Annotated in this window: 19 protein-coding genes and 2 riboswitches; of the genes, 4 read left to right on the forward strand and 15 right to left on the reverse strand. The window is 36.1% G+C overall.

Annotated features, from left to right (window positions below):
* Positions 1–11: 11 nt before the first annotated feature.
* The 6 genes from HXV90_RS08220 to ribE all read right to left on the reverse strand — a co-directional run bounded on the left by HXV90_RS08220 (position 12) and on the right by ribE (position 5,658).
* Entirely contained in the window at positions 12–560 is a 549-nt protein-coding gene (locus tag HXV90_RS08220; protein WP_066037654.1) for a histidine phosphatase family protein, read from the reverse strand.
* Positions 561–660: 100 nt separating this feature from the next.
* Complete coding sequence (locus tag HXV90_RS08225; RefSeq protein WP_269898790.1) at positions 661–1,968, reverse strand: ATP-binding protein; 1,308 nt, start codon at positions 1,966–1,968, stop codon at positions 661–663.
* A gap of 321 nt (positions 1,969–2,289) precedes the next feature.
* Entirely contained in the window at positions 2,290–3,729 is a 1,440-nt protein-coding gene (locus HXV90_RS08230) for a spore germination protein (RefSeq protein ID WP_269898791.1), read from the reverse strand.
* Positions 3,730–3,867: 138 nt separating this feature from the next.
* The gene (gene ribH, locus HXV90_RS08235) at positions 3,868–4,350 is read right to left on the reverse strand and encodes a 6,7-dimethyl-8-ribityllumazine synthase (RefSeq protein WP_048389922.1); all 483 of its coding nucleotides are present in this window, start codon (positions 4,348–4,350) and stop codon (positions 3,868–3,870) included.
* Between the two features lie 15 nt (positions 4,351–4,365).
* Positions 4,366–4,995 carry a 3,4-dihydroxy-2-butanone-4-phosphate synthase gene (gene ribB / locus HXV90_RS08240; protein ID WP_048390479.1) on the reverse strand — a complete coding sequence of 210 codons (630 nt, stop codon included), beginning with the start codon at positions 4,993–4,995 and terminating at the stop codon, positions 4,366–4,368.
* 24 nt (positions 4,996–5,019) lie between these two features.
* Entirely contained in the window at positions 5,020–5,658 is a 639-nt protein-coding gene (ribE, locus tag HXV90_RS08245; protein ID WP_269898792.1) for a riboflavin synthase, read from the reverse strand.
* Positions 5,659–5,857: 199 nt separating this feature from the next.
* Positions 5,858–5,983, reverse strand: a riboswitch (FMN riboswitch).
* A gap of 116 nt (positions 5,984–6,099) precedes the next feature.
* A riboswitch (FMN riboswitch) is annotated at positions 6,100–6,225 on the reverse strand.
* 220 nt (positions 6,226–6,445) lie between these two features.
* Between ribE and HXV90_RS08250 the strand changes: the two genes are divergently transcribed.
* From HXV90_RS08250 to HXV90_RS08260, 3 genes are all read left to right on the forward strand, one after another.
* The gene (locus HXV90_RS08250; RefSeq protein WP_112117694.1) at positions 6,446–7,570 is read left to right on the forward strand and encodes a YibE/F family protein; all 1,125 of its coding nucleotides are present in this window, start codon (positions 6,446–6,448) and stop codon (positions 7,568–7,570) included.
* Entirely contained in the window at positions 7,567–8,343 is a 777-nt protein-coding gene (locus HXV90_RS08255; RefSeq protein ID WP_269898793.1) for a YibE/F family protein, read from the forward strand. The genes HXV90_RS08250 and HXV90_RS08255 overlap by 4 nt, the downstream gene beginning before the upstream one ends.
* A gap of 240 nt (positions 8,344–8,583) precedes the next feature.
* Complete coding sequence (locus tag HXV90_RS08260) at positions 8,584–9,201, forward strand: HAD-IA family hydrolase (protein ID WP_048389915.1); 618 nt, start codon at positions 8,584–8,586, stop codon at positions 9,199–9,201.
* A 46-nt stretch (positions 9,202–9,247) separates the two neighbouring features.
* On the opposite strand, the gene HXV90_RS08265 is transcribed toward HXV90_RS08260, so the two are convergent.
* From HXV90_RS08265 to HXV90_RS08280, 4 genes are all read right to left on the reverse strand, one after another.
* Positions 9,248–10,072 (reverse strand): methyl-accepting chemotaxis protein, encoded by an 825-nt coding sequence (locus HXV90_RS08265; protein WP_048389914.1) that lies wholly within the window; start codon positions 10,070–10,072, stop codon positions 9,248–9,250.
* A gap of 97 nt (positions 10,073–10,169) precedes the next feature.
* Complete coding sequence (locus HXV90_RS08270) at positions 10,170–11,150, reverse strand: VanW family protein (RefSeq protein WP_269898794.1); 981 nt, start codon at positions 11,148–11,150, stop codon at positions 10,170–10,172.
* Between the two features lie 301 nt (positions 11,151–11,451).
* Entirely contained in the window at positions 11,452–12,060 is a 609-nt protein-coding gene (locus HXV90_RS08275) for a CAP domain-containing protein (RefSeq protein ID WP_269898795.1), read from the reverse strand.
* 231 nt (positions 12,061–12,291) lie between these two features.
* Entirely contained in the window at positions 12,292–12,921 is a 630-nt protein-coding gene (locus HXV90_RS08280; RefSeq protein WP_016995451.1) for a transmembrane-type terpene cyclase, read from the reverse strand.
* 157 nt (positions 12,922–13,078) lie between these two features.
* Between HXV90_RS08280 and pgeF the strand changes: the two genes are divergently transcribed.
* The gene (gene pgeF, locus HXV90_RS08285; RefSeq protein ID WP_048389906.1) at positions 13,079–13,843 is read left to right on the forward strand and encodes a peptidoglycan editing factor PgeF; all 765 of its coding nucleotides are present in this window, start codon (positions 13,079–13,081) and stop codon (positions 13,841–13,843) included.
* A gap of 36 nt (positions 13,844–13,879) precedes the next feature.
* Here pgeF and HXV90_RS08290 read toward each other — a convergent pair whose 3' ends face one another.
* The 5 genes from HXV90_RS08290 to HXV90_RS08310 all read right to left on the reverse strand — a co-directional run bounded on the left by HXV90_RS08290 (position 13,880) and on the right by HXV90_RS08310 (position 19,476).
* Positions 13,880–14,992 carry a Ger(x)C family spore germination protein gene (locus tag HXV90_RS08290; RefSeq protein ID WP_269898796.1) on the reverse strand — a complete coding sequence of 371 codons (1,113 nt, stop codon included), beginning with the start codon at positions 14,990–14,992 and terminating at the stop codon, positions 13,880–13,882.
* Complete coding sequence (locus tag HXV90_RS08295; RefSeq protein ID WP_054550732.1) at positions 14,989–16,071, reverse strand: GerAB/ArcD/ProY family transporter; 1,083 nt, start codon at positions 16,069–16,071, stop codon at positions 14,989–14,991. The genes HXV90_RS08290 and HXV90_RS08295 overlap by 4 nt, the downstream gene beginning before the upstream one ends.
* 28 nt (positions 16,072–16,099) lie before the next feature.
* Positions 16,100–17,494 (reverse strand): spore germination protein, encoded by a 1,395-nt coding sequence (locus HXV90_RS08300; RefSeq protein ID WP_269898797.1) that lies wholly within the window; start codon positions 17,492–17,494, stop codon positions 16,100–16,102.
* Between the two features lie 153 nt (positions 17,495–17,647).
* Entirely contained in the window at positions 17,648–19,021 is a 1,374-nt protein-coding gene (locus HXV90_RS08305) for an amino acid permease (RefSeq protein ID WP_257961404.1), read from the reverse strand.
* A 245-nt stretch (positions 19,022–19,266) separates the two neighbouring features.
* Positions 19,267–19,476, reverse strand: a complete 210-nt coding sequence (locus tag HXV90_RS08310) for a hypothetical protein (protein WP_016995612.1) — start codon at positions 19,474–19,476, stop codon at positions 19,267–19,269.
* Positions 19,477–19,501: the final 25 nt, after the last annotated feature.

Genomic DNA, 19,501 nt, shown 5'->3' on the forward strand with positions numbered 1-19,501 from the left:
AATCCCTCTTTTCAAATGGAATCTAATGCTGCTAGATTTTCTAAGGTTAGTTTTCTCACAATCTCATAACCATGTCCTTGACCTTTAGGTTTTATGACAACCGTCCCCATATTCGAAATGATGCCCAGCCCCACATTTCTTGGAAAGCTATGCCCAATAATTATGTTGTTTATGCCCTCAGGAGGAATGATTTCCAGCATCGATGTAGAAATCGTTAATATACTGCTTTGCACTACTGTAGGAAGATTGCCACCTAACATAAAGATTTCAAACAAGAAGGGGTCAATTTGGAGATTGCTGTTTGGAAATGCCAAACGTGCTGTTTCAATGGTGCGACAAAAAGGACTGGTAGTGATGGTGGAAAGGATGGGAATTTGCCAATAGCGTAGCATTTGACCATAATAAATTGCCTCCCTACGACCTTGATCGGATAAATTCCGTTGATTTTGACAACTTTGAAATGTACCATATGCTTGATCTACACCAATAGTTGCTGTTCCGTGTCTTGCATATAAAGTTAGCCCACCTTTTCTCAATAACGCTAGGAGACCCTTTTCCATTTTCTTCATCTCCTTCATCATATCACTTTCTACTTTGTAATGTATGTACTGTACATAGAAAAAAGCTCCCCACAACTTTTTGTAGGAAGCTTTTTTTCTGTTATTTTATTGGAATTCTGACAATAGCAGTCGTTTCTAAATGTTTTGATGAATCAATTGAAATATGACCATTATATTTAGTGACAATTTCTTTGACAATAAATAAGCCTTGCCCTCTTAGTCTACCATTCTCATGTTTTTTCGTTGAAAATCCTTGTTTGAATATGTGATCGGGATTCGCAATATTTGGCCCAGTATTGGTAATTTTAAATTCATACTGTGATTCATCTGCTGTACAGCAAATCTTAATCTTACGTTGTTCCTCAGGTAATTCAACAGCAGCATCAATCGCATTATCAATTAAATTGGATAGAATCTTGATTAAATCTGTCGTTTTAATCTTATTAAAGTCATTTTGAGAAAGCGTAAAATCCATATCAATATGGTGATTTTGAGCCGTTAATTTCTTCGTTTGCAATAAGATGGACAAACCTGGATGATCAATATTTAATTTTAATGACTTGATCGCCTGAACTTCTTTTGATAGTGAGGATAAATATTGTCTCGCCTGATCTGTTTTTTCTAATTGTAATAAACCATGTAACACTTGGATATGGTTCGTAAAATCATGACGTAGGGACGACACCGAAGTAATCAATGTTTTGATTTCTGCTAGATATGTGTCCTCTGTAGCGCCAACTTCCTTCGCTACCTCTTTTTGATACCATCTTTGTAAAAATAAAAAAGAACCGATGACAATTAAAATAAGTACACCATTAAAAATAAAATTAAATAGGTTGTCTTCAATGACTTTACCCTTAATACCATTTAGCGTATCTGCACTAATGTCAATGCCTAAATACCCGATAATTGTTCCATTATCATCTTTGATGGGTGCACCAACAGATAAATAAGACCCATGTTCAGAATCATGAATTACCTCTGTAACATAGGTTTCACCATTATAGGCCTTTTCAACATGCTTTGCAGGGACAGTACAAACCACGCCAATACCGAAGCCCTCTTTCATTTCTTTTGGCATCCCTGTAATCATGGCTATAGATACTTCAGGATTATCCACCTTTAAGGTGTAAACAAATAGTGCACCTAATTTTATCCTTGCATCGTTTAAATAATTTCTTACTTTCCAATAATAATCATTTTCCTGTGGATTATTTAAAAATTGCTGATAGGAATCCGTATCTATGGATGCAGCAATAGAATGGGCTGCCTCTAAGCTTTGATTGGCAATCGACTCTTCAACGGTCTTTTTTATTTTTACATAGGATGTAAAGATGTTTAAACTTGTAAACAAACATAATAAAATCGTTGATAGAATTAATATTAGTTTTATTTTTCTATTTTTCATAAAAAACGGTACTTCCTCATCTATAAATATTCTAGAATATTATTATATTATAATTAACTCTATTTTTTGTTTGTAAAGCAAACATTGCTTGTATATCCTACATAAATTAAAACACAAAATCAATTTTTATTTTATTCATACCCAAAATTACACACTGTAACAAATAGTTTAATAATCCTTGACAAGAAAGTAAACTAAAAAGATAAGTAATAACTTTTTATGTCTCATTTCCTATTTAAATGGAAAATTGAAAAAACCACTAAAGCAAAGGTATCAAAAAAAGATCAGGTATCGACAATACCTGATCTCATCACAATATGCTTATTTTTTACTTGAAGTCCGTGTTTGATCTTGCGGCTTTAGAAAGGTAGGTCGTTTACTATAGCCCTTTGGAGAAAGTCTCAATAACGACTTACGTATATTGCCCTTTTCAAAATCAGCACTAAAATTTACATACGGCACTCCCAAGACTCTCATATTCGCAGTGTATAAAAGGATGAAAAACACGGATATAAAAAAACCAAATAATCCAAAAAACGCCGAAGCCATAATAATGATTAATCGAAAAATACTCATAGCCGTCACAAAGGATTGATTGACCAATGTAAATGCAGCGATACTAGAAATGGCAATCACAACTATCATTGAGGGGCTTGTAACACCTGCTTTAATCGCTGCATCCCCAATAATTAGTCCCCCTACCACACTAACTGAGCCACTGATTGCACTAGGAAGGCGCAAGTTAGCCTCTCGAAACAATTCAAACATAAATAGCATCATTAAAATTTCTAGAATGGTTGGAAAGGGCAATCCTGACCTCGATTCTACAACCGTAGCAAGTAGAAGAAATGGAAGCTGTTCTTGATGATAAGTCGTCAATGCAAGCCAAAAACCTGGCAGTAGCATACTTATTAATATCCCGACAATTCTGAGTAATCGTTCCATCGAACTAACGATGATTGGGTACTCATTATCCTCTGCTGATTTAAAGAGCAACATAATATTTGTAGGTGTAATTATGGCATAGGACACACCATCAATCATTAAGAGTATTCTTCCTCTAATTAAGGCCTGCATAGCAAAATCAGGTCTTCCTGTATAATCATGTCTTGGAAGAATTGTCGCTGTCCTTTCAATTTTTTCCATTAATAAGTCGCCATTGATAACAATATCCGTGTCAATTTTTTGTAATTGAAGTCGAATTTGTTCCAGCATATTTAAATTCACAATGTCTTCCATATATAGTATGGCTACGGTTGTTTTAGAACGCTTACCAATTTCTAATGTCTCTACACTAAAAGAATTAGTCGGTAATCGTTTTCTTAATAAAGCAATATTAATAAAAACATCTTCAATAAAGTCATCTCTAGGTCCCTTTACTACTAGTTCTAATGTTGTTTCCCCAGGCTCTCGATTGGGTCTTTTTGAAATATCACTAGAATAAAGTAATTGATTTTCTTCAAAATACAGTAAAACATGGCCTTTATAGACCCTAGTTACCGTATCTTCTTTCGATAAAATCTTTTGTAAATAGGGAATGTGTAAATGCTGTTCAATTTCTTCCTCTAGCATGTCCTCCGTGACATTGCATAACAAAGATTGAACACGTTGAACAACCACAGTTTGAAGTATTTGCTCATTGACCATTGCATCACAAGTTATCAAATGTACTGTATATTGCTGAAAATTATATTGTTGGAAAATCACATCAGCAGAGCGTTGAAATAGTGATTTCAACATTTTCAAATTAATTTGTTCCATTGATGAAATACTTCTCATCTCCTACTGAGCCAGCTCAAGATTAGTACATTTATGAAAACAATCACCTTCAATAAATACACTTAAGCATATTTTTCCCATGGTTGTTCAAAATATTCAAAGAAACGAATGTTGTGAAGACTATTCAAATTGTCCTGATCCAATCATTTTCTTTAGATTTGCCATCTCAATTGCAGACATTGCCGCATCATAGCCTTTATTACCAGATTTTGTTCCTGCACGTTCAATTGCCTGTTCAATATTTTCAGTAGTAACAATTCCAAAAATAACAGGTACATTCGTTGACAATGACACATTGGCAATGCCTTTTGCTGATTCATTACAAACATAGTCATAGTGTGTTGTAGAGCCACGAATAACAGTACCTAAACCAATAATAGCATCATATTTCTTTGTTTCTGCCAGTTGTTTTGCTATAAAAGGAACTTCAAAAGCCCCTGGCACCCATGCAACATCAATAGATGCAGAATCAACCCCATGACGAGTTAAACCATCCATTGCCCCATCCAATAATTTGCTAGTAATAAACTCATTAAAACGACCCACTACTACTGCAATTTTCAAATCCGTTCCAATTAATTGTGCTTCAAATGTTTGACCCATTGTTCCTTCTCCTTTTTACATAGAAATTTTAGTTTTATTAGTGGATAATTGTTTACGATAAGCAACCAATGCTTCTATCGAGATCATTTTTAAGCCATGATGTGCAGCGTAATTTGTTAGTTCTTCAAACCGAAGCATATGCCCATCATCACCCATAATTTCGCAAATAACACCTGCAGGTACGCTATGACAAAGCTTCGCTAGGTCAATAGTGGCCTCCGTGTGCCCTCTCCGTTCCAGCACGCCTTGCTCTTTCGCAATCAACGGAAAAATATGGCCTGGTCGACGAAAATCAGTTGGCTTAGCTTGCTTTTCTATCATTCTTTGTATCGTTAGCGCACGCTCAAAGGCGCTAATCCCTGTCGTTGTTTCTACATGATCGATACTTACCGTAAATGCGGTTTGATGGTTATCTGTATTGTGCTGAACCATTGGATATAAATCTAGCTTTTGTGCAAGCTGCTGCGAAATCGGCGTACAAATTAAACCTCTACCATTGGTTGCCATAAAGTTGATTGTTGCTGGTGTGATGAATTCAGCGAGTGCCAGAAGATCTCCTTCATTTTCTCGATCCTCATCATCAACCACCACAATCATATTGCCCTGCCTTAAATCCTCTATGGCTTCTTCAATTGAATGTAGCACGATGATCAACTCCTATTCTGTGATTTAAAAACCATGTTGTGCTAAATAATCTCTTGTAATAGCTGGTGTTGTTTGCCCCTTTTTTAATTGCCCTATAATGTATTTTCCAACTAAATCGGTTTCGATATTAACGATTGCTCCAACCCTCTTCATACCTAAAACGGTTTCTTTGTAAGTATGAGGAATAAGTGAAATTGTGACACTATTGGCTTCAACATGAAAAAGGGTTAAGCTTGTGCCATCAATTGTTATGGAACCCTTTGGAATACAAAAGTTGGTTAGCTCCTCTGACATTTCGATATCAATATATACAGCGTTTGCTACTGGACGTTTTCGCAAAATTTTGCCGACTCCATCAACATGACCAGCAACAAAATGGCCACCAAATCGCCCATTAGCAGGCATGGCACGCTCCAAATTAACAGAATCACCTATTGCCAGCTGCTGTAGATTTGTTGCTTTGACTGTTTCAGGCATAACATCCATCGTAAGCTGCTGTTGTGTGAAATTTGTCACCGTTAAACAAACTCCATTGACCGCTATACTGTCACCAAGCTTGACATCCTCCGTTATCTTGGCTGATTGAACCGTAATTTTCATACTGTCCCGATCACTTTGCAAGGCTTTTATGATACCAATATCCTCTACAAGTCCTGTAAACATTCCATCACCTACTCTACTTTATTAGCACTTCTATCCTTAACTTTTAAAGTTGATCTACCTATTTTTGTGCCTTATCCTTCTCCCTTCTCTCGTTAGCAATAAAAAATAAAAACCCCTTTACATCAAAGGGGTTTTGGGAGTATAAGACATCAACAAATAAGCCTATTTGAAAACAATTTTTTCATAGACTGTCATCTCACTCGTTCTTCTCCCATCCAGACTATCACTGTCGGTTTTGGATTTGCACCAAATCAGCTTGCGCTCACGGACTTTGAATTGCTTCATCACCGCCGATTGGGAATTTCACCCTACCCCGAAGAACATCTTCTATTCGATTGTAGCTAAATAAAAAAACTTCCCACAAGATGATTGGGAAGTTTTGTAATAAATGCATAGTCAAATAAACCTTCTAAATTAGAATCAATTTAAAAAGTTCGCATTTTTACCCTTCTCCCATCCAGACTGTAACTGTCGGTTTTGGATTTGCACCAAATCAGCTTGCGCTCACGGACTTTGAATTGCTTCATCACCGCCGATCGGGAATTTCACCCTACCCCGAAGAATATTTTTATTTAGCTAGTCTTACGATAACACTATTTTATTATATTATCCATCCTTCTTTTTAAATTTTTTTCGAAGCATAAATTTTAAACAGCTTTGACTCGACTTGAAAAATGTAAAAGATGTTATTAAAATGATGACATTTAACCTGTTTATGGAACTTCTTAATCAAAAAAACGTTCCTTTACAAGTGACTATTCAGTCTAGCAGTTTGGAGGTCATTTACTTGACATTTTTTAAAAATATACCTTTTAAACAAGCTATTTTCTATACCCTATTAGCACTCTGTTGTGGGGTTTCGATCGTTTTCGTACATCATAACGAACAATTTTATGATCGACCGATAGCGGAAATAACGCAAGTGGATGTAACAGCATCAGAACCGATGACAGATATGTATGAAAATGAGGATTTTTTGTTTACACAGGAGATTATGGCCATTATCAAAAATGGTCAGCATAAGGGGCAATCCATTCATTTGACGAATGACTATTCTTCGTCTGGTGCTTTTGATCAAGAATACCATGTAGGCAATGAAATCTTTGTCACGCTAGATGATCGCACAACACAATCTGTTTTAACAGGAACCATTCTCGATTTAAAACGAGATCAAACCATGGTAATGATTGCATGGATTTTTATTTTTGCCCTACTTATTGTAGGTAAAAGACAAGGCTTATTTTCTATCATTAGTTTGAGTGTCAATGCTGTGATTTTATCATTCGCATTAGATCTTTATGTGAAGCATGGGGGCGTAAGCCTGTTATTAGTCAGCGGCATTTGCGCCCTGCTATTTACGATTATTTCGCTACTACTTATTAGTGGATTGCATACAAAAACATATGTAGCCATCGTGTCCACACTTTTAGGCACTGTTATAGCGCTTATCATAAGCTCTATTGTAATGTGGTTGACAGGTGAAAATGGTCTTCGTTATGAAGAAATGCAATTTTTAACACGTCCCTATCGTACCGTCTTTATGGCAGGTTTATTTATTGGCTCACTTGGGGCAGTAATGGATGTTTCTATTACAATGGCTTCCTCAATTTTTGCTTTATACGAGCAAGATCCTACAATCTCTGTCAAGGCTCTGAAATCTTCGGGACATGAAATCGGTAAAGATATTATGGGTACCATTACAAGTATCTTATTCTTTGCCTACCTTTGCGGCTCCATACCTATGATTATTCTCTATTTAAAAAATTCTTCCACATTAGGGCTTACATTGTCCTTAAATCTTTCATTAGAATTAGCCCGTGCCTTAGCAGGGGGTATTGGTGTTGTCCTTACGATTCCTATCAGTCAGTATACCGCTATATTTTTCATTAATCGAAAGAGGGTTCAAGGATGAATGTTGTCGTCTTATTAGCAGTTATATTATTCGTGTTAATGGTACTTGTCGGCGGTAGACAGGGGATACGCTCATTTCTTTCTTTATTCCTAAACTTTGGTGTGCTCTTTGTCACCATTTTTTTAATGACAAACCCTAAAAATAGCCCCATCATCTTGACGTTTATTGCCTGTACGGTCATTAGCTGTATTAGTCTTTTCTATATCAATAAAACAAACAGTAAAACCATTACAGCCTTTATCTCGACGATGGTGACGATAGGTATGTTACTACTCTTTATTACCTTTGTAACGGAAAAGTCGATGATCCAAGGGTTTGGCGAAGAATCAACTGAAGAAATCAGCATCTTTTCTCTCTACATTGGTGTTAATTTTGTGCAGATTGGTGCATCAGTCATCATTATGAGTACGATTGGTGCCATTATGGATGTAGCCATTTCCATCGCTACCTCTATGCATGAGATTTTTTATCGCAATCCTTCGATGAGTAGAAAAAAATTATTTACAGCTGGCTTAAGCATAGGAAGAGATATATTAGGAACCGATACTAATACGTTATTTTTTGCTTTCTTTGGTGGCTATTTAAGCTTATTAATCTGGTTCAAGGACCTCTCCTATTCGATTGGGGAAATTGTTAACTCCAAGGTTTTTAGTGCCGAAATGACAACCATTTTTTGTGCAGGAATCGGCATTGCATTGATTATTCCGATTGCCGCCTGCATCAATGCCTTTTATTTAATTCAAACACGCGAAAAAACAGAAAAACTTTTATAAAAATTACCAGTACCTATCATAAAACACAATAATGTCTAGGTGTCTCAATGGATTTTTGAGACACCTCCTTTTGTTGTACTATTTTCATTGCAATCGCCGTATTTTCTGATAATATTTACCATAAGATGTTTACGTACGCTCAAAATGGTTGTTATTTCAAGAATACTAGATGCCCATTCCATGTAACATTTTTTAGCATAGAACGTCAATACAACGAGATGAAAAAGGAGAAAGTTTGCAATGAAGCATATTATCTTTGATTTTGATGGGACGCTTGCAGATTCTACTGCTGTGTTTGCCTCAGCATGGAATACTTTAGCCCAAAAATATAAATTTAAAGGCATTGAATTAAAGGAAATTGATACATTAAAAAAATTATCAATTTCAGAACGCAGTAAATTATTCGACTTTCCAATGTATAAGTTGCCTATGATTTTACCGCAATTTTATAAATTGTATCGTCAATCATTAAATGATGTTCATCTTTTTGAAGGAATGAAAGAACTATTAATAGAGATTGATAAAAGAGGCTATAAAATCCTGATTATTTCCTCAAACTCTAAAGAGAATATTTTAGAATTTCTTAAAATGAACGGTATTCATTGTGTAGCAGATGTACTTTGCTCTAACCGCATTTTTGGTAAGGACAAAGTAATGAAAAAGTTTTTAAAGGAAGCAAATGTCGACTCGTCTAACGTCGTATACATTGGAGACGAGCAAAGGGATATTGTTGCTTGTAAGAAAGCCGGTATACCAATTATTTGGGTGGAATGGGGCTATGATGCCAAAGAAGTCGTGCAAAATGACGAACCAGAATACAGTGTCTCTACACCACAGGAAATTTTAGAGATCATTTAATCATGAAAAAGGATAATAGCACTTGTCTATTATCCTTTTTATATGCCTATCCTTTGATGTCACTAATTTGCATTAGCTTTTCTGCTGTACTATTAACCCCTTTGTAGGCATCTGTTAATTCATGCATACTCGCAGCAAACTGCTGTGTAAACGCAGCAATTTGATTTGTTGATGCATTGACCTGATCGATGGATTGTTTAATATTTTCTAGTTGCACAGTTATGCTATCAGCACTTTCTGTACTACTCTGGGACATTTTTTGTATTTCAGAAGCGACCACCGCAAAGCCACGCCCATGCTCACCTGAACGTGCTGCTTCTATCGATGCGTTTAGACCAAGAATTCTCGATTTCATAGCTAAATCTTTTACTAAATGGACAATCACATTAATTTGTTCAATATCGCCTGTCATCGATTCCGCGAAATTAGATAGCTCTTCCAAACGATTGGATACATCCTTACTGGCAGTGGCTAATCCTTCATTTGTAGCTGTCATTTCTTCTACAGCACTCGAAAGCTCAGTTGCCAATAGACGCATACTATCCATTTTTTCGTTGGAAATAATGGCACTTACTACGCCAATAATACGTCCTCCTTCAAAAATAGGCTGGGCAGAGGCGATATAGGCCATACCAAAACCTTCTGCGCTACGCTCCTCTTTCACAAATTTTCCTGAACTTAACGCTATTTCTGTTGCTGTACCTCGATATTTATGTACTGGGTCACCAACCCCAACTTTTAAGTCAACCTTTTTTCCTGGTTTGTAGGCAAGCACTTTTTCCGTATCTGCCACGATGACACAAGCATCCTCTGGGTAAGTTGCTTGGTATAAATCAATCGAATCAATCGTTGCTTGTAGTTTAGGATGCATTGTCTTTTCCCCCTAAAATTTTCTGAATTGTATCAATTTAACTATATCATGCGATCCGAAAAAAGACACCAATGTCCAGTGGTGTCTCCTTACAACATTATGGTTTTTTCAATAATTCTACATATTTTTCTGCCGTTCGAATTTCAATTGTTAGAGAATTCTCTCCATAACTTGCCTTAATTAAAAATGGTACATCATTTGAGTTTTGAAACCTAAAATCTAACGTATCATAAGAAACCGTAGCATCTCTTCCTTTTGGGACATATCCTACATCTAACGAATGATGATGGCGCTCGACATATTTGATGGGAATTTGGTCAACTGCATTAAACAAGGTTGAAGAAGTTTGACAGATTCCACCACCAATTCCCATGACTACCTTCTTATTAATAATTTCAGGTGCGGGTTGATAGCCATTTGCCTCATCTCTTGGACCTACAATTGTATTAAAAGAAAAATAATCGCCACTGCCTACAATCACATTATGAATGGCTCTAGCAGAGAGCTCAATATTTTTATTTCTTCCTAAATCAGCACGATTGAAATAAGTTGTATAAGATGCAACAACCACTTCCTCTAATAAAGGAAGATCCTCAAAATAATAGCCACTTTCTGTTATATAGAGCGGCATTTCTACCTGACCGCCAGTCGCAGAAGCTTCGATAATACGCTCCACTAGCTCACTTTCCTTTAAAATGATTTGCGGCTTCCCCTTGATCACTTGCCCGTTTTCATCCAATCGATCAAGCATCATACGCTGATCATAGCCATTTGATGTGTCCGTTCCTCTCGCCCATTCCCTTGCTAATTGTTCGATATGCTTTTGATAGGCTTGTGGGTCCGTATCGAAGCCAAATTCCTTTGGAGATATTGTTTTAAGTACCTTACTCGTAGTTGGATCAACAACCTCTACAATAGGATCAATCATTTGTTCTTGTTCATATGTAACAGGTTGCTGTATTTCCTCACGTTGTTGAATTTCTTGTTCTAGCTTGTTATCAGAGACTGCTGTTTTTTCACAACCTACGAGACCCGTCATACAGATAACGCAACATGTAGCTAACCACTTCTTTTTCAACCATAAACACCACCTCTATCTTCATACTACAGAGACATCTTATTCGTCTATTGCTCATAGTGTGTTGTTTTTTGGTTATTTTTATTTGTCAAGATAGCAAAAACACGCTACATTATCCTTAGCCTGACATATCTAAAGATAGTTTGATGTGTATTCTTGTACTTAATTAACCTTTTAATGATTTAGGGGGATTAATTCTAGAAGAAGTAATATACGCTTCCAATACGGTATACTTTAGAATTTTACGCGAAAAAGAGCATCTACTAGCTATCACAAAAGCCAATAGATACTCTTTCTTTTTTTATTTTTGAATAAACATTTGTGTCCAGTAATTACCTTCCTGTACATAGCCTACACCAATATGTGTGTAGCTTTTATTAAGGATATTGGCACGGTGTCCTTCACTGTTCATCCAGTCCGTTACAACTTCCTGTGCGGAGCGTTGGCCCTTCGCAATATTTTCACCAGCAGATTTATACGTAATACCGAAGTTTTTCATCATGGTAAAAGGTGTACAATACGTTGGACTTGTGTGGTCAAAGTAATTTTTATCCTGCATATCTTGCGACTTATATTTAGCAACCCTTGATAGCTCCCAATCTTCTTGCAATGCTGGAAGACCTGCTTTTGCCCGTTCTGCATTGACAAGTTTCACAACCTCTTGTTCAACTGTTGCCTGTTCTTTTACAGGGACGTTAATTTTTTGACCTGGAGAAATTTGATTTGGGTTAGCGAGTTGTGGGTTGGCATCAATTAATTCCTGTACACCCGTTTCTGTTTTTAATGCTATTTTCCATAGAGTATCACCAGATGTCACTGTATAGGATTCGGCGGCCATTGCCGCAACTGGCACTAATAATGAAGTTGCTACTACTGAAGCTAGTGCTACTTTTTTTATTTTTTTAAACATGTTAATCACCCTTCCTAATTGCTCTACCATTATCGTAAATAGTTTCTGAGCCATAATCATCACAAAATATTTGGAAGGATTTTTACAATTGTATGACAAGCTCGCCATATGTTTGGTTAAAGCCCTTTCTCTCGCTATTCTTTCCCATTGGAATTGTCATCAAGTTGCAATATGTTTGTAATTGGCATACATTACTAATAGATTCAGTGATCAATTGCTGCACAAAATATCCTATTTTGCTAATTGCTTACGCTGTAATCGATAAATTAAGAGAATATAGAGCCAATCATAAAAGAGCGTTGCTACAGAAATAATGGTAATTAAAGGTGTGCGGAAGTATAGATAAAAGCCTACCGCTGCAAATAATGTACCCACCATCTTACAAACTGCAATCCCCATGGATTGACCAGCTAAATTCCCTCTTTGCAAGAGTAAAGCAATAAATAGACCTGACATCATAAGATTTTGAAAGAATGCTACGTACTTTCCTTCGAAATCTTGAAATTCATAGACTATACCTAAAATGATCAGCATGCTAAAGATTAACGTGATCAAAAAGGAGAAATACAATAGCTTTTTTGATAGCATCTTTCGATATTCATTTGGAGCATAACGTAAAAATTGCATCAAAATAAAGACATCCAATACAAACCAAATCAGCGTAATATAGCGTTGCAGGTCATTTTGTGGGTAGAAAAAGGCAAAGATAAATTCCCATGAAATATTGGCACAAATAGCGACCATAGGCATGCCATAGGTTTTATCTTGCCATCCTTTGTAAATAACAAGTATATATGTAAAAATCCAAAAAAGACCCATTCCTACTTGGCAAATTAATAATATGTCTTGTTCACTCAACATTCACGCTCTCCCCCTCTCTAGCATTCCTTCTACTATATGAGGAAATCGATTCTTTATGTCTAAAAGTTTGATAGACGGGTAAAAGAGTGCGAAATAGTAAAAAACGGCAACCTATACATTCCACAAGCGATCCTATATAGTAAAACGAGGTGATTAAATGAAAATAAAAATGTATATAGATAATGAGCAATTTATCGCAGGAACGACCTTAAAAGATGAGATGGAGATTGAACACAATAATATGGCTTTGCATAGTTGCCATGATGTTCAAGCTATCATTAACAATCGTCAGCATTTAGCTGCGACATTGAACTGTGATTTACAAAATTTTATTTGTACAGAGCAAACACATAGTGCGAACTTTCATAAAGTCACATTAGCCGATCAAGGACGAGGAGCTGCGCAAATGGATACAGCGGTGAAGAATACAGACGCGCTTTATACACTTGAGCCTAACTTACTATTATGTAGTTTTACAGCAGATTGCGTGCCCGTTATTTTTTATAATGCTGTGAATGGACTCGTCGGTGTGATTCATTCGGGATGGCAAGGAACAGTCAAAGAAATAACACCCAAACTGTTTCAGCATCTTATGAATGAAGAACAGTGTCGACCTGAGGACTTTCATGTTCAAATCGGTATGGCACTGAGTCAGCAGAAATTTGAGGTAGACGCAGATGTATATGAAAAATTTCACAGTCTTGGTTATGCCGAAGAATTTATGTATTACAATGCAGAAACGAAAAAATACCATATTGATAATCAGCAGACAGTCAAAAAGCAATGTGAGCTTGCGGGTATTCCAGTGAATCAAATACAAATTGATGAAACCTGTACATTCCTTAGTCCCGATGGCTTTTCTTATCGTCAAGATAAACAAGCTGGAAGACATTTAAGCTTTATTATGCGAAAAACTCAATAACAGCAAAGACCCTTCTTATCGAATGGGTCTTTGCTGTTATTTTAAAGTACCTGTACTAATAATGGACGTTTCTACATGGACCTTCACGTCTAATTTTCTAATAAGCTCTCTTGTTTTTTTCGATGTCCATTTTCCATGATGATACATTCTAAATTCTTCACTTAAGCCAGCTGGATCTACCTCTGTTTTATTTAATCGCGCTAAAAATTCATTAATATCCTGTTCCAGCTGTTTATTCACATCTTTTTCCAAATCACTTATACTTTCAACTGTAAATAAATGTGATTCTCTTTCTCCCTTATATTCGCTTAAAGTACCCTTTATTTTTAAGAAAATCGTTAATTTGGGTGATTCCATATTTTTATTACTCTCTTTTTTCACACTGCTCTCGATTAAATCAATCATTACCTTTTCTTCTCCATGTCCCGCATTTAAATCAAGGTGCAAAGGAGCAAGATTTTTCTGTCCACTTAAAGCTTGAATAACTAGTGCTTCCTCAGGTTTAATTAATTCATGCATCTGATTCCCTTTAAATATGGCAACGCCTTTAATCTCTAATTTCTCCCCTCGTTTTTCAACATAGGGTAATACTGTATCAACTACAGGATTTGTAATCGAGTACATAAAATCATGAATATTGGTATTGGGATTAAAAGCAGTATTGATACTCGGCTCTAATAGATTGTTCAAATAAAAATTAATACTTGGCTTATCAGGATAATCACCTTTTAAAATCGCTTCCGCATTATCCTTCACAACAGCTATCAATACTTTATTACCTACTTCCGCATTGCGATATAAGTGCTGAACGATTTTTCGAACATTCCCTTTCCGCGCAAAATCTTCGTTTACTAAGACAACTCGCAATTGATTGAAGACTATTTTCTTATCGGATTGCTTTTCTATTTCCACGATGCCGCTTGATACTAAATCTGTTGTGATAGAAAAAGTTTGTGTGTCTTTTTCTGCGTCTGGAGAATATTGGGGGATCGCTACTGTGAGTCTCATCTGGTTCTCATCGATATAGTCAAAAGCCATCGAGTCTACCATCCCAACATCCTCTAGAGGAACTTTTATTTCTTTTTTAGAACAGCCTGCAAGGAAAACGAAAATCAAAAAAGAAATGATGCATAGACGTTTATTTTTCATACCTGCACCTGCTTTTTTCGAATAACATATATCAGGATTAAAAACACTGGCCAGCTTACCAGCACATAGCCTACATAGTTACTTGCCATAAATAATTTTTCCTGGAATTCACGCGAAAAGGGCATTTTTACAATAAAGAAAATGATCAAGGCGATGATATACAACTGATAACTTTGCTTTTTCTTTTTAAGGAAGGTATCCATACCCCTTTTTGCACACCATACATAGGCTGTAATCGAGGATAAGATTAGAAAAACCCAAAGCGTAATGCCAATGATATCGATTCGCTCAATAAAGGTAAATTCTCCTGCCTTAAATAGGTTTAATACTGAAAACTCTACATTTTTTAATTGCCACTCTGAATAATACATGACGCTAATAGCTGTTGTGATAAAGCATAAAAATATACTAATCCAAATACCGATTAAGGAATGACGAAATGCTTTTTTTTGATCGATGATATATGGAAAATAAAATAGAATTAATTCGTAACCAAGGATAGAAAAATATCCTTGCTTTAACGCTTCATAAAATTCCTTAGGCGTAAAATTAAAGAGAGGTAAAAAATGACTTGGATCACCTTTTTCAATGGCCCAGCGCGTAAAATAGAATAATCCAATGGTAATAAAAAATGTCATTATACAAAATCGTGCAATAGATTTAATACCCCCACTTACAATATAAATAAGTAGCAGTAAAAAGCAAAGGACAGGCATGGTGATGGTTTGTTCCTGCAATGCTGTACTTTGAATTAAGTGCATATAATTACTAATAATCCCTGCACTAAAAACAATAAATTGAATAATGACGAGTAGATTTATAAATTTTCCGAGCCATTTTCCCAATAATATTTCATTCATTCGAAATAAATCATCATTGGGAAACTTTGAACAAAGCCATACCATCGCAAATAGTGTCAGGCTAGCAATCACACCAAAGAGTAGAGGCATAAATGATTGTGTGTAGCCCATAGGACTTAATTTCTGAGGGAGCGAAAGGATACCGGTACCAATCATAATACTTTGCGCTAAGAAGATGACATGATAACGATTTAACACCTTTCCTTTTGTTGTATTCAAAGTTAACCACCTCATTCTCATTCTGACACTATTTTTTCTGTACTTTTGAAATACCGGTCTTACTTCTTATATATTTAGTTGGAAATCGGATGACACTATCCAATAAATCGCTTGGCTTTCTTGGAATAGCAGGTGTCATATAATGCGTTCCTAAGGATTTGAGACTTAATAAATGGTGGATTAACCACGCAAAGGCGAGCATCTGTCCAAACAAGCCAAATAAACCTGCTGATAAGATAAAAATATAACGAATAAATCGGCTAGTATTACTCATTAAGAAAATGGGCGGTAAGAAGGAAAGTAGTGCTGAGGTAGCGACTAACACAATGAGTATATTACTGAGTAATCCAGCTTCTACGGCCGCTGTACCAATTACAATACCTCCTACGATACCAATGGTTTGTCCGACTTTGGCAGGCATTCGAGAGCCCGCTTCTCGTAAGACTTCAATTATAAGCTCGATAAATAATACCTCAATCAGTGGTGGAAAAGGTACCTTACTTCTTGATTCTTGAAGATTTAGTAATAATTCGTATGGCAAAATTTCTGGATGAAAGGTTAAGGCTGATATATACATTGGTGTAATCATGATCGTTAAGAAAAAACCAAAAAAGCGCAGCATCCTTAATAAAGATGCTGTTGTCCAACGGTTGTAGTAATCCTCAATCGACACGAACATTTCAAAAAAAGAAGTGGGACAGACAATGGCTAGTTGACTATTATCCATAAAAACGACGATTCTACCATCCAGAAGATAACGGCAAATACTATCTGGACGGACTGTCATGTAATATTGAGGAAAGGGCGATAATGGATTATCCTCAATTAATTGCTTCAACACGGATATATCCGTAAATAACGGATAATCTACCTGGTCAATACGGTTTCTTAAATCATCTAAATTTTCATGGCTCACGATATTATCCATATACATAATCGATATTTTAATATTGGCTTCTGACCCAACAATTCGGTTTTCATTTTTTAGCATGGAGCTTTGAATCCGTCTTCTCACTAACGATATATTCGTTTCCAGTGATTCTGTAAATGCATCCTGTGGACCGATTACAGTCGACTCTGTTTCCGTATCCGTAATGGCCCTTGTAGGCGCACTATACGTATCGATACTTAATAGGGCGTTGGTTTCGTGAAAAAAAAGAAGGGTTTGCCCAGCATTCAATTTTTTAACGACACCTTTCACATCTTTCGGGTCCACATATTGAGCCATTTGATAAATTTGTTTCAAATTATTAGCTAGTGGAATCGTCACCATGGTTTGTAAGGTCATTTTTTCGATGAGTGAGGAGAAATAAATGACCGTCACATCCCCTTCTTCTGTAGCGATCATTTTCAGTTTTACGTCATCGACTTCGTTAATCTCCTGCTTTAATTTAGTGACAATCTGCTCGGGTATCTCGTTCATTTTTGCTCCACCCCTTTTGTTCCGATAAATACCAGTCCATATCATTCATTTTTTAGTAGTTTGCCTTTTTATCATTTAATTATGTAAAAATTGTGCTAGCAAAAATAGCCATACAAAAAGGATGCATCCCAATTAGAGATACATCCTTAAAGGTTATTCTATAGAATCTTTGCTGTATCGGTTTTTACCAATACCAAATACGTAGTAGCTAATGGTTACGAGAATCAAGAAAATAATGCCCACTATTAATGACACGCGTGTATCATCATTGAACCACATGCCGACTAGTACCATGATTAAAAAGATGATTGTTACATAGTTTGTAATCGGTGCGAACGGCATTTTAAAAGGATGCTTTGCTAGCTGCGCTCCCTTTACTTTTCTAAAACGAATTTGACTTATTAAAATGATAAACCATGGAATCATCCCTGGTAAAACACTTGCACTATACACATAAACAAATAAGTTTTCAGGGGCAATATAACTTAGAATAACACCAACGACTAAGCCAACTAATACGCCCGCTGTTCCAAATAAAGGCACACCATTACTAGAAAGCTTTGCGAAAAATTTTGGTGCTTGTCCATTCATAGCAAGTGTATATAACATACGTCCAGCACTATAGATTCCACTGTTACATCCTGACATTGCAGCTGTGATGACGACGAAATTAATAATACCTGCAGCAGCTGTGATACCTACCTTAGCAAATGTCGCAACGAAAGGACTACCAATTGTGCCAAGCTCATCCCAAGGATACACTGTAACAATGACAAAGATTGCACCGATATAGAAAATTAAAATACGCCAAATAATGCTTTGGATGGCATTCGTAATCGTTTGTTGAGGATTTTTTGCTTCTCCTGCAGTAATCCCAATGAGCTCCACCCCTTGATAGGCAGCAACGACTAAAGATAAGGCAAAGAAAAATCCTGTCCAGCCACCTGTAAAGAAGCCACCGTGACTCCAAAGATTGGATAAGCCGATTGCTATTCCATCATTGCCAAAGCCAAAGAAGATGAGTCCGACCCCTGCAATAATCATTAAAATAATCGTAACAATTTTAATCATCGCAAACCAGAATTCAAATTCTCCAAACGATTTGACAGAAATGAAGTTCGCCACACCCAAAATCACCATTGCAATTAGACCAGGTATCCAAGCTGGTAATTCTGGATACCAATATTGCATATACGTTCCTACTGCTATAATTTCAGACATCCCAACAATAACCCATTGGAACCAGTTACTCCACGCTGTTAAATACCCTGCTAAAGGATGAATATATTTATAGCCAAATGTGGCAAAAGAGCCTGTACTTGGCTCCATATAAAGCATCTCACCCATTGCCCTCATAATGAAAAAAATAAAAATACCTGCAATACCATAGGCAAGGAGTACAGAAGGTCCTGTCCATTGAATAGCACTTGCTGAGCCCATAAATAGCCCAACACCAATCGTACCGCCAAGTGCAATCATTTGAATATGACGTGCTTCTAATCCTCTTTTCAATTCCTTATTGGCCACTCCATAACGCCTCTTTTCCTGATGTTCTTTCTACGATGTTTTTACTTTAAAATAATAATCAATTTTTCTAAAAAAGACAAATGTATTTTTAGGAAAAACAAAAAATATTGCTATTTTAATAGAATAACAAAAAATAGGTAATAACGACGATTTATACGAAATATGATGTTACTTCAACATAATTTAAATCAGAAAATTCAAAAAACTCTATTCCGTTCAAGTCGAAAGGAATAGAGTTTACTTCGTTATTGTAATAAAGTTTGTTCCTGTAATTTTGCAGAGAAGTATTTACGTGCATCTGCTGTTAGAATTTGTAGCAATGTCACTTCTTCTTGACGAGCAAATTCTACAAACATCCCACTTAAATTCTCGTAGACATATTTGATTTTAAAGCCACTATCTAAATAATGATCTACTTTTTGAATTTCCTCTGTGCTTTGTTGGAATTCAGACATGCCATCACCTCACCTTCTTTTGAAA

The organism is Lysinibacillus sp. JK80, assembly GCF_027557635.1.
Classification (GTDB): Bacteria; Bacillota; Bacilli; order Bacillales_A; family Planococcaceae; genus Lysinibacillus; species Lysinibacillus capsici.

Coding starts and splice junctions, on each gene's coding strand:
- HXV90_RS08220 (WP_066037654.1), bottom strand. CDS start 560: ATGGAAAAGGGTCTCCTAGCGTTATTGAGAAAAGGTGGGCTAACTTTA.
- HXV90_RS08225 (WP_269898790.1), bottom strand. CDS start 1,968: ATGAAAAATAGAAAAATAAAACTAATATTAATTCTATCAACGATTTTA.
- HXV90_RS08230 (WP_269898791.1), bottom strand. CDS start 3,729: ATGGAACAAATTAATTTGAAAATGTTGAAATCACTATTTCAACGCTCT.
- ribH (WP_048389922.1), bottom strand. CDS start 4,350: ATGGGTCAAACATTTGAAGCACAATTAATTGGAACGGATTTGAAAATT.
- ribE (WP_269898792.1), bottom strand. CDS start 5,658: ATGTTTACAGGACTTGTAGAGGATATTGGTATCATAAAAGCCTTGCAA.
- HXV90_RS08255 (WP_269898793.1), top strand. CDS start 7,567: ATGAATGTTGTCGTCTTATTAGCAGTTATATTATTCGTGTTAATGGTA.
- HXV90_RS08260 (WP_048389915.1), top strand. CDS start 8,584: ATGAAGCATATTATCTTTGATTTTGATGGGACGCTTGCAGATTCTACT.
- HXV90_RS08265 (WP_048389914.1), bottom strand. CDS start 10,072: ATGCATCCTAAACTACAAGCAACGATTGATTCGATTGATTTATACCAA.
- HXV90_RS08275 (WP_269898795.1), bottom strand. CDS start 12,060: ATGTTTAAAAAAATAAAAAAAGTAGCACTAGCTTCAGTAGTAGCAACT.
- HXV90_RS08280 (WP_016995451.1), bottom strand. CDS start 12,921: ATGTTGAGTGAACAAGACATATTATTAATTTGCCAAGTAGGAATGGGT.
- pgeF (WP_048389906.1), top strand. CDS start 13,079: ATGAAAATAAAAATGTATATAGATAATGAGCAATTTATCGCAGGAACG.
- HXV90_RS08290 (WP_269898796.1), bottom strand. CDS start 14,992: ATGAAAAATAAACGTCTATGCATCATTTCTTTTTTGATTTTCGTTTTC.
- HXV90_RS08300 (WP_269898797.1), bottom strand. CDS start 17,494: ATGAACGAGATACCCGAGCAGATTGTCACTAAATTAAAGCAGGAGATT.
- HXV90_RS08310 (WP_016995612.1), bottom strand. CDS start 19,476: ATGTCTGAATTCCAACAAAGCACAGAGGAAATTCAAAAAGTAGATCAT.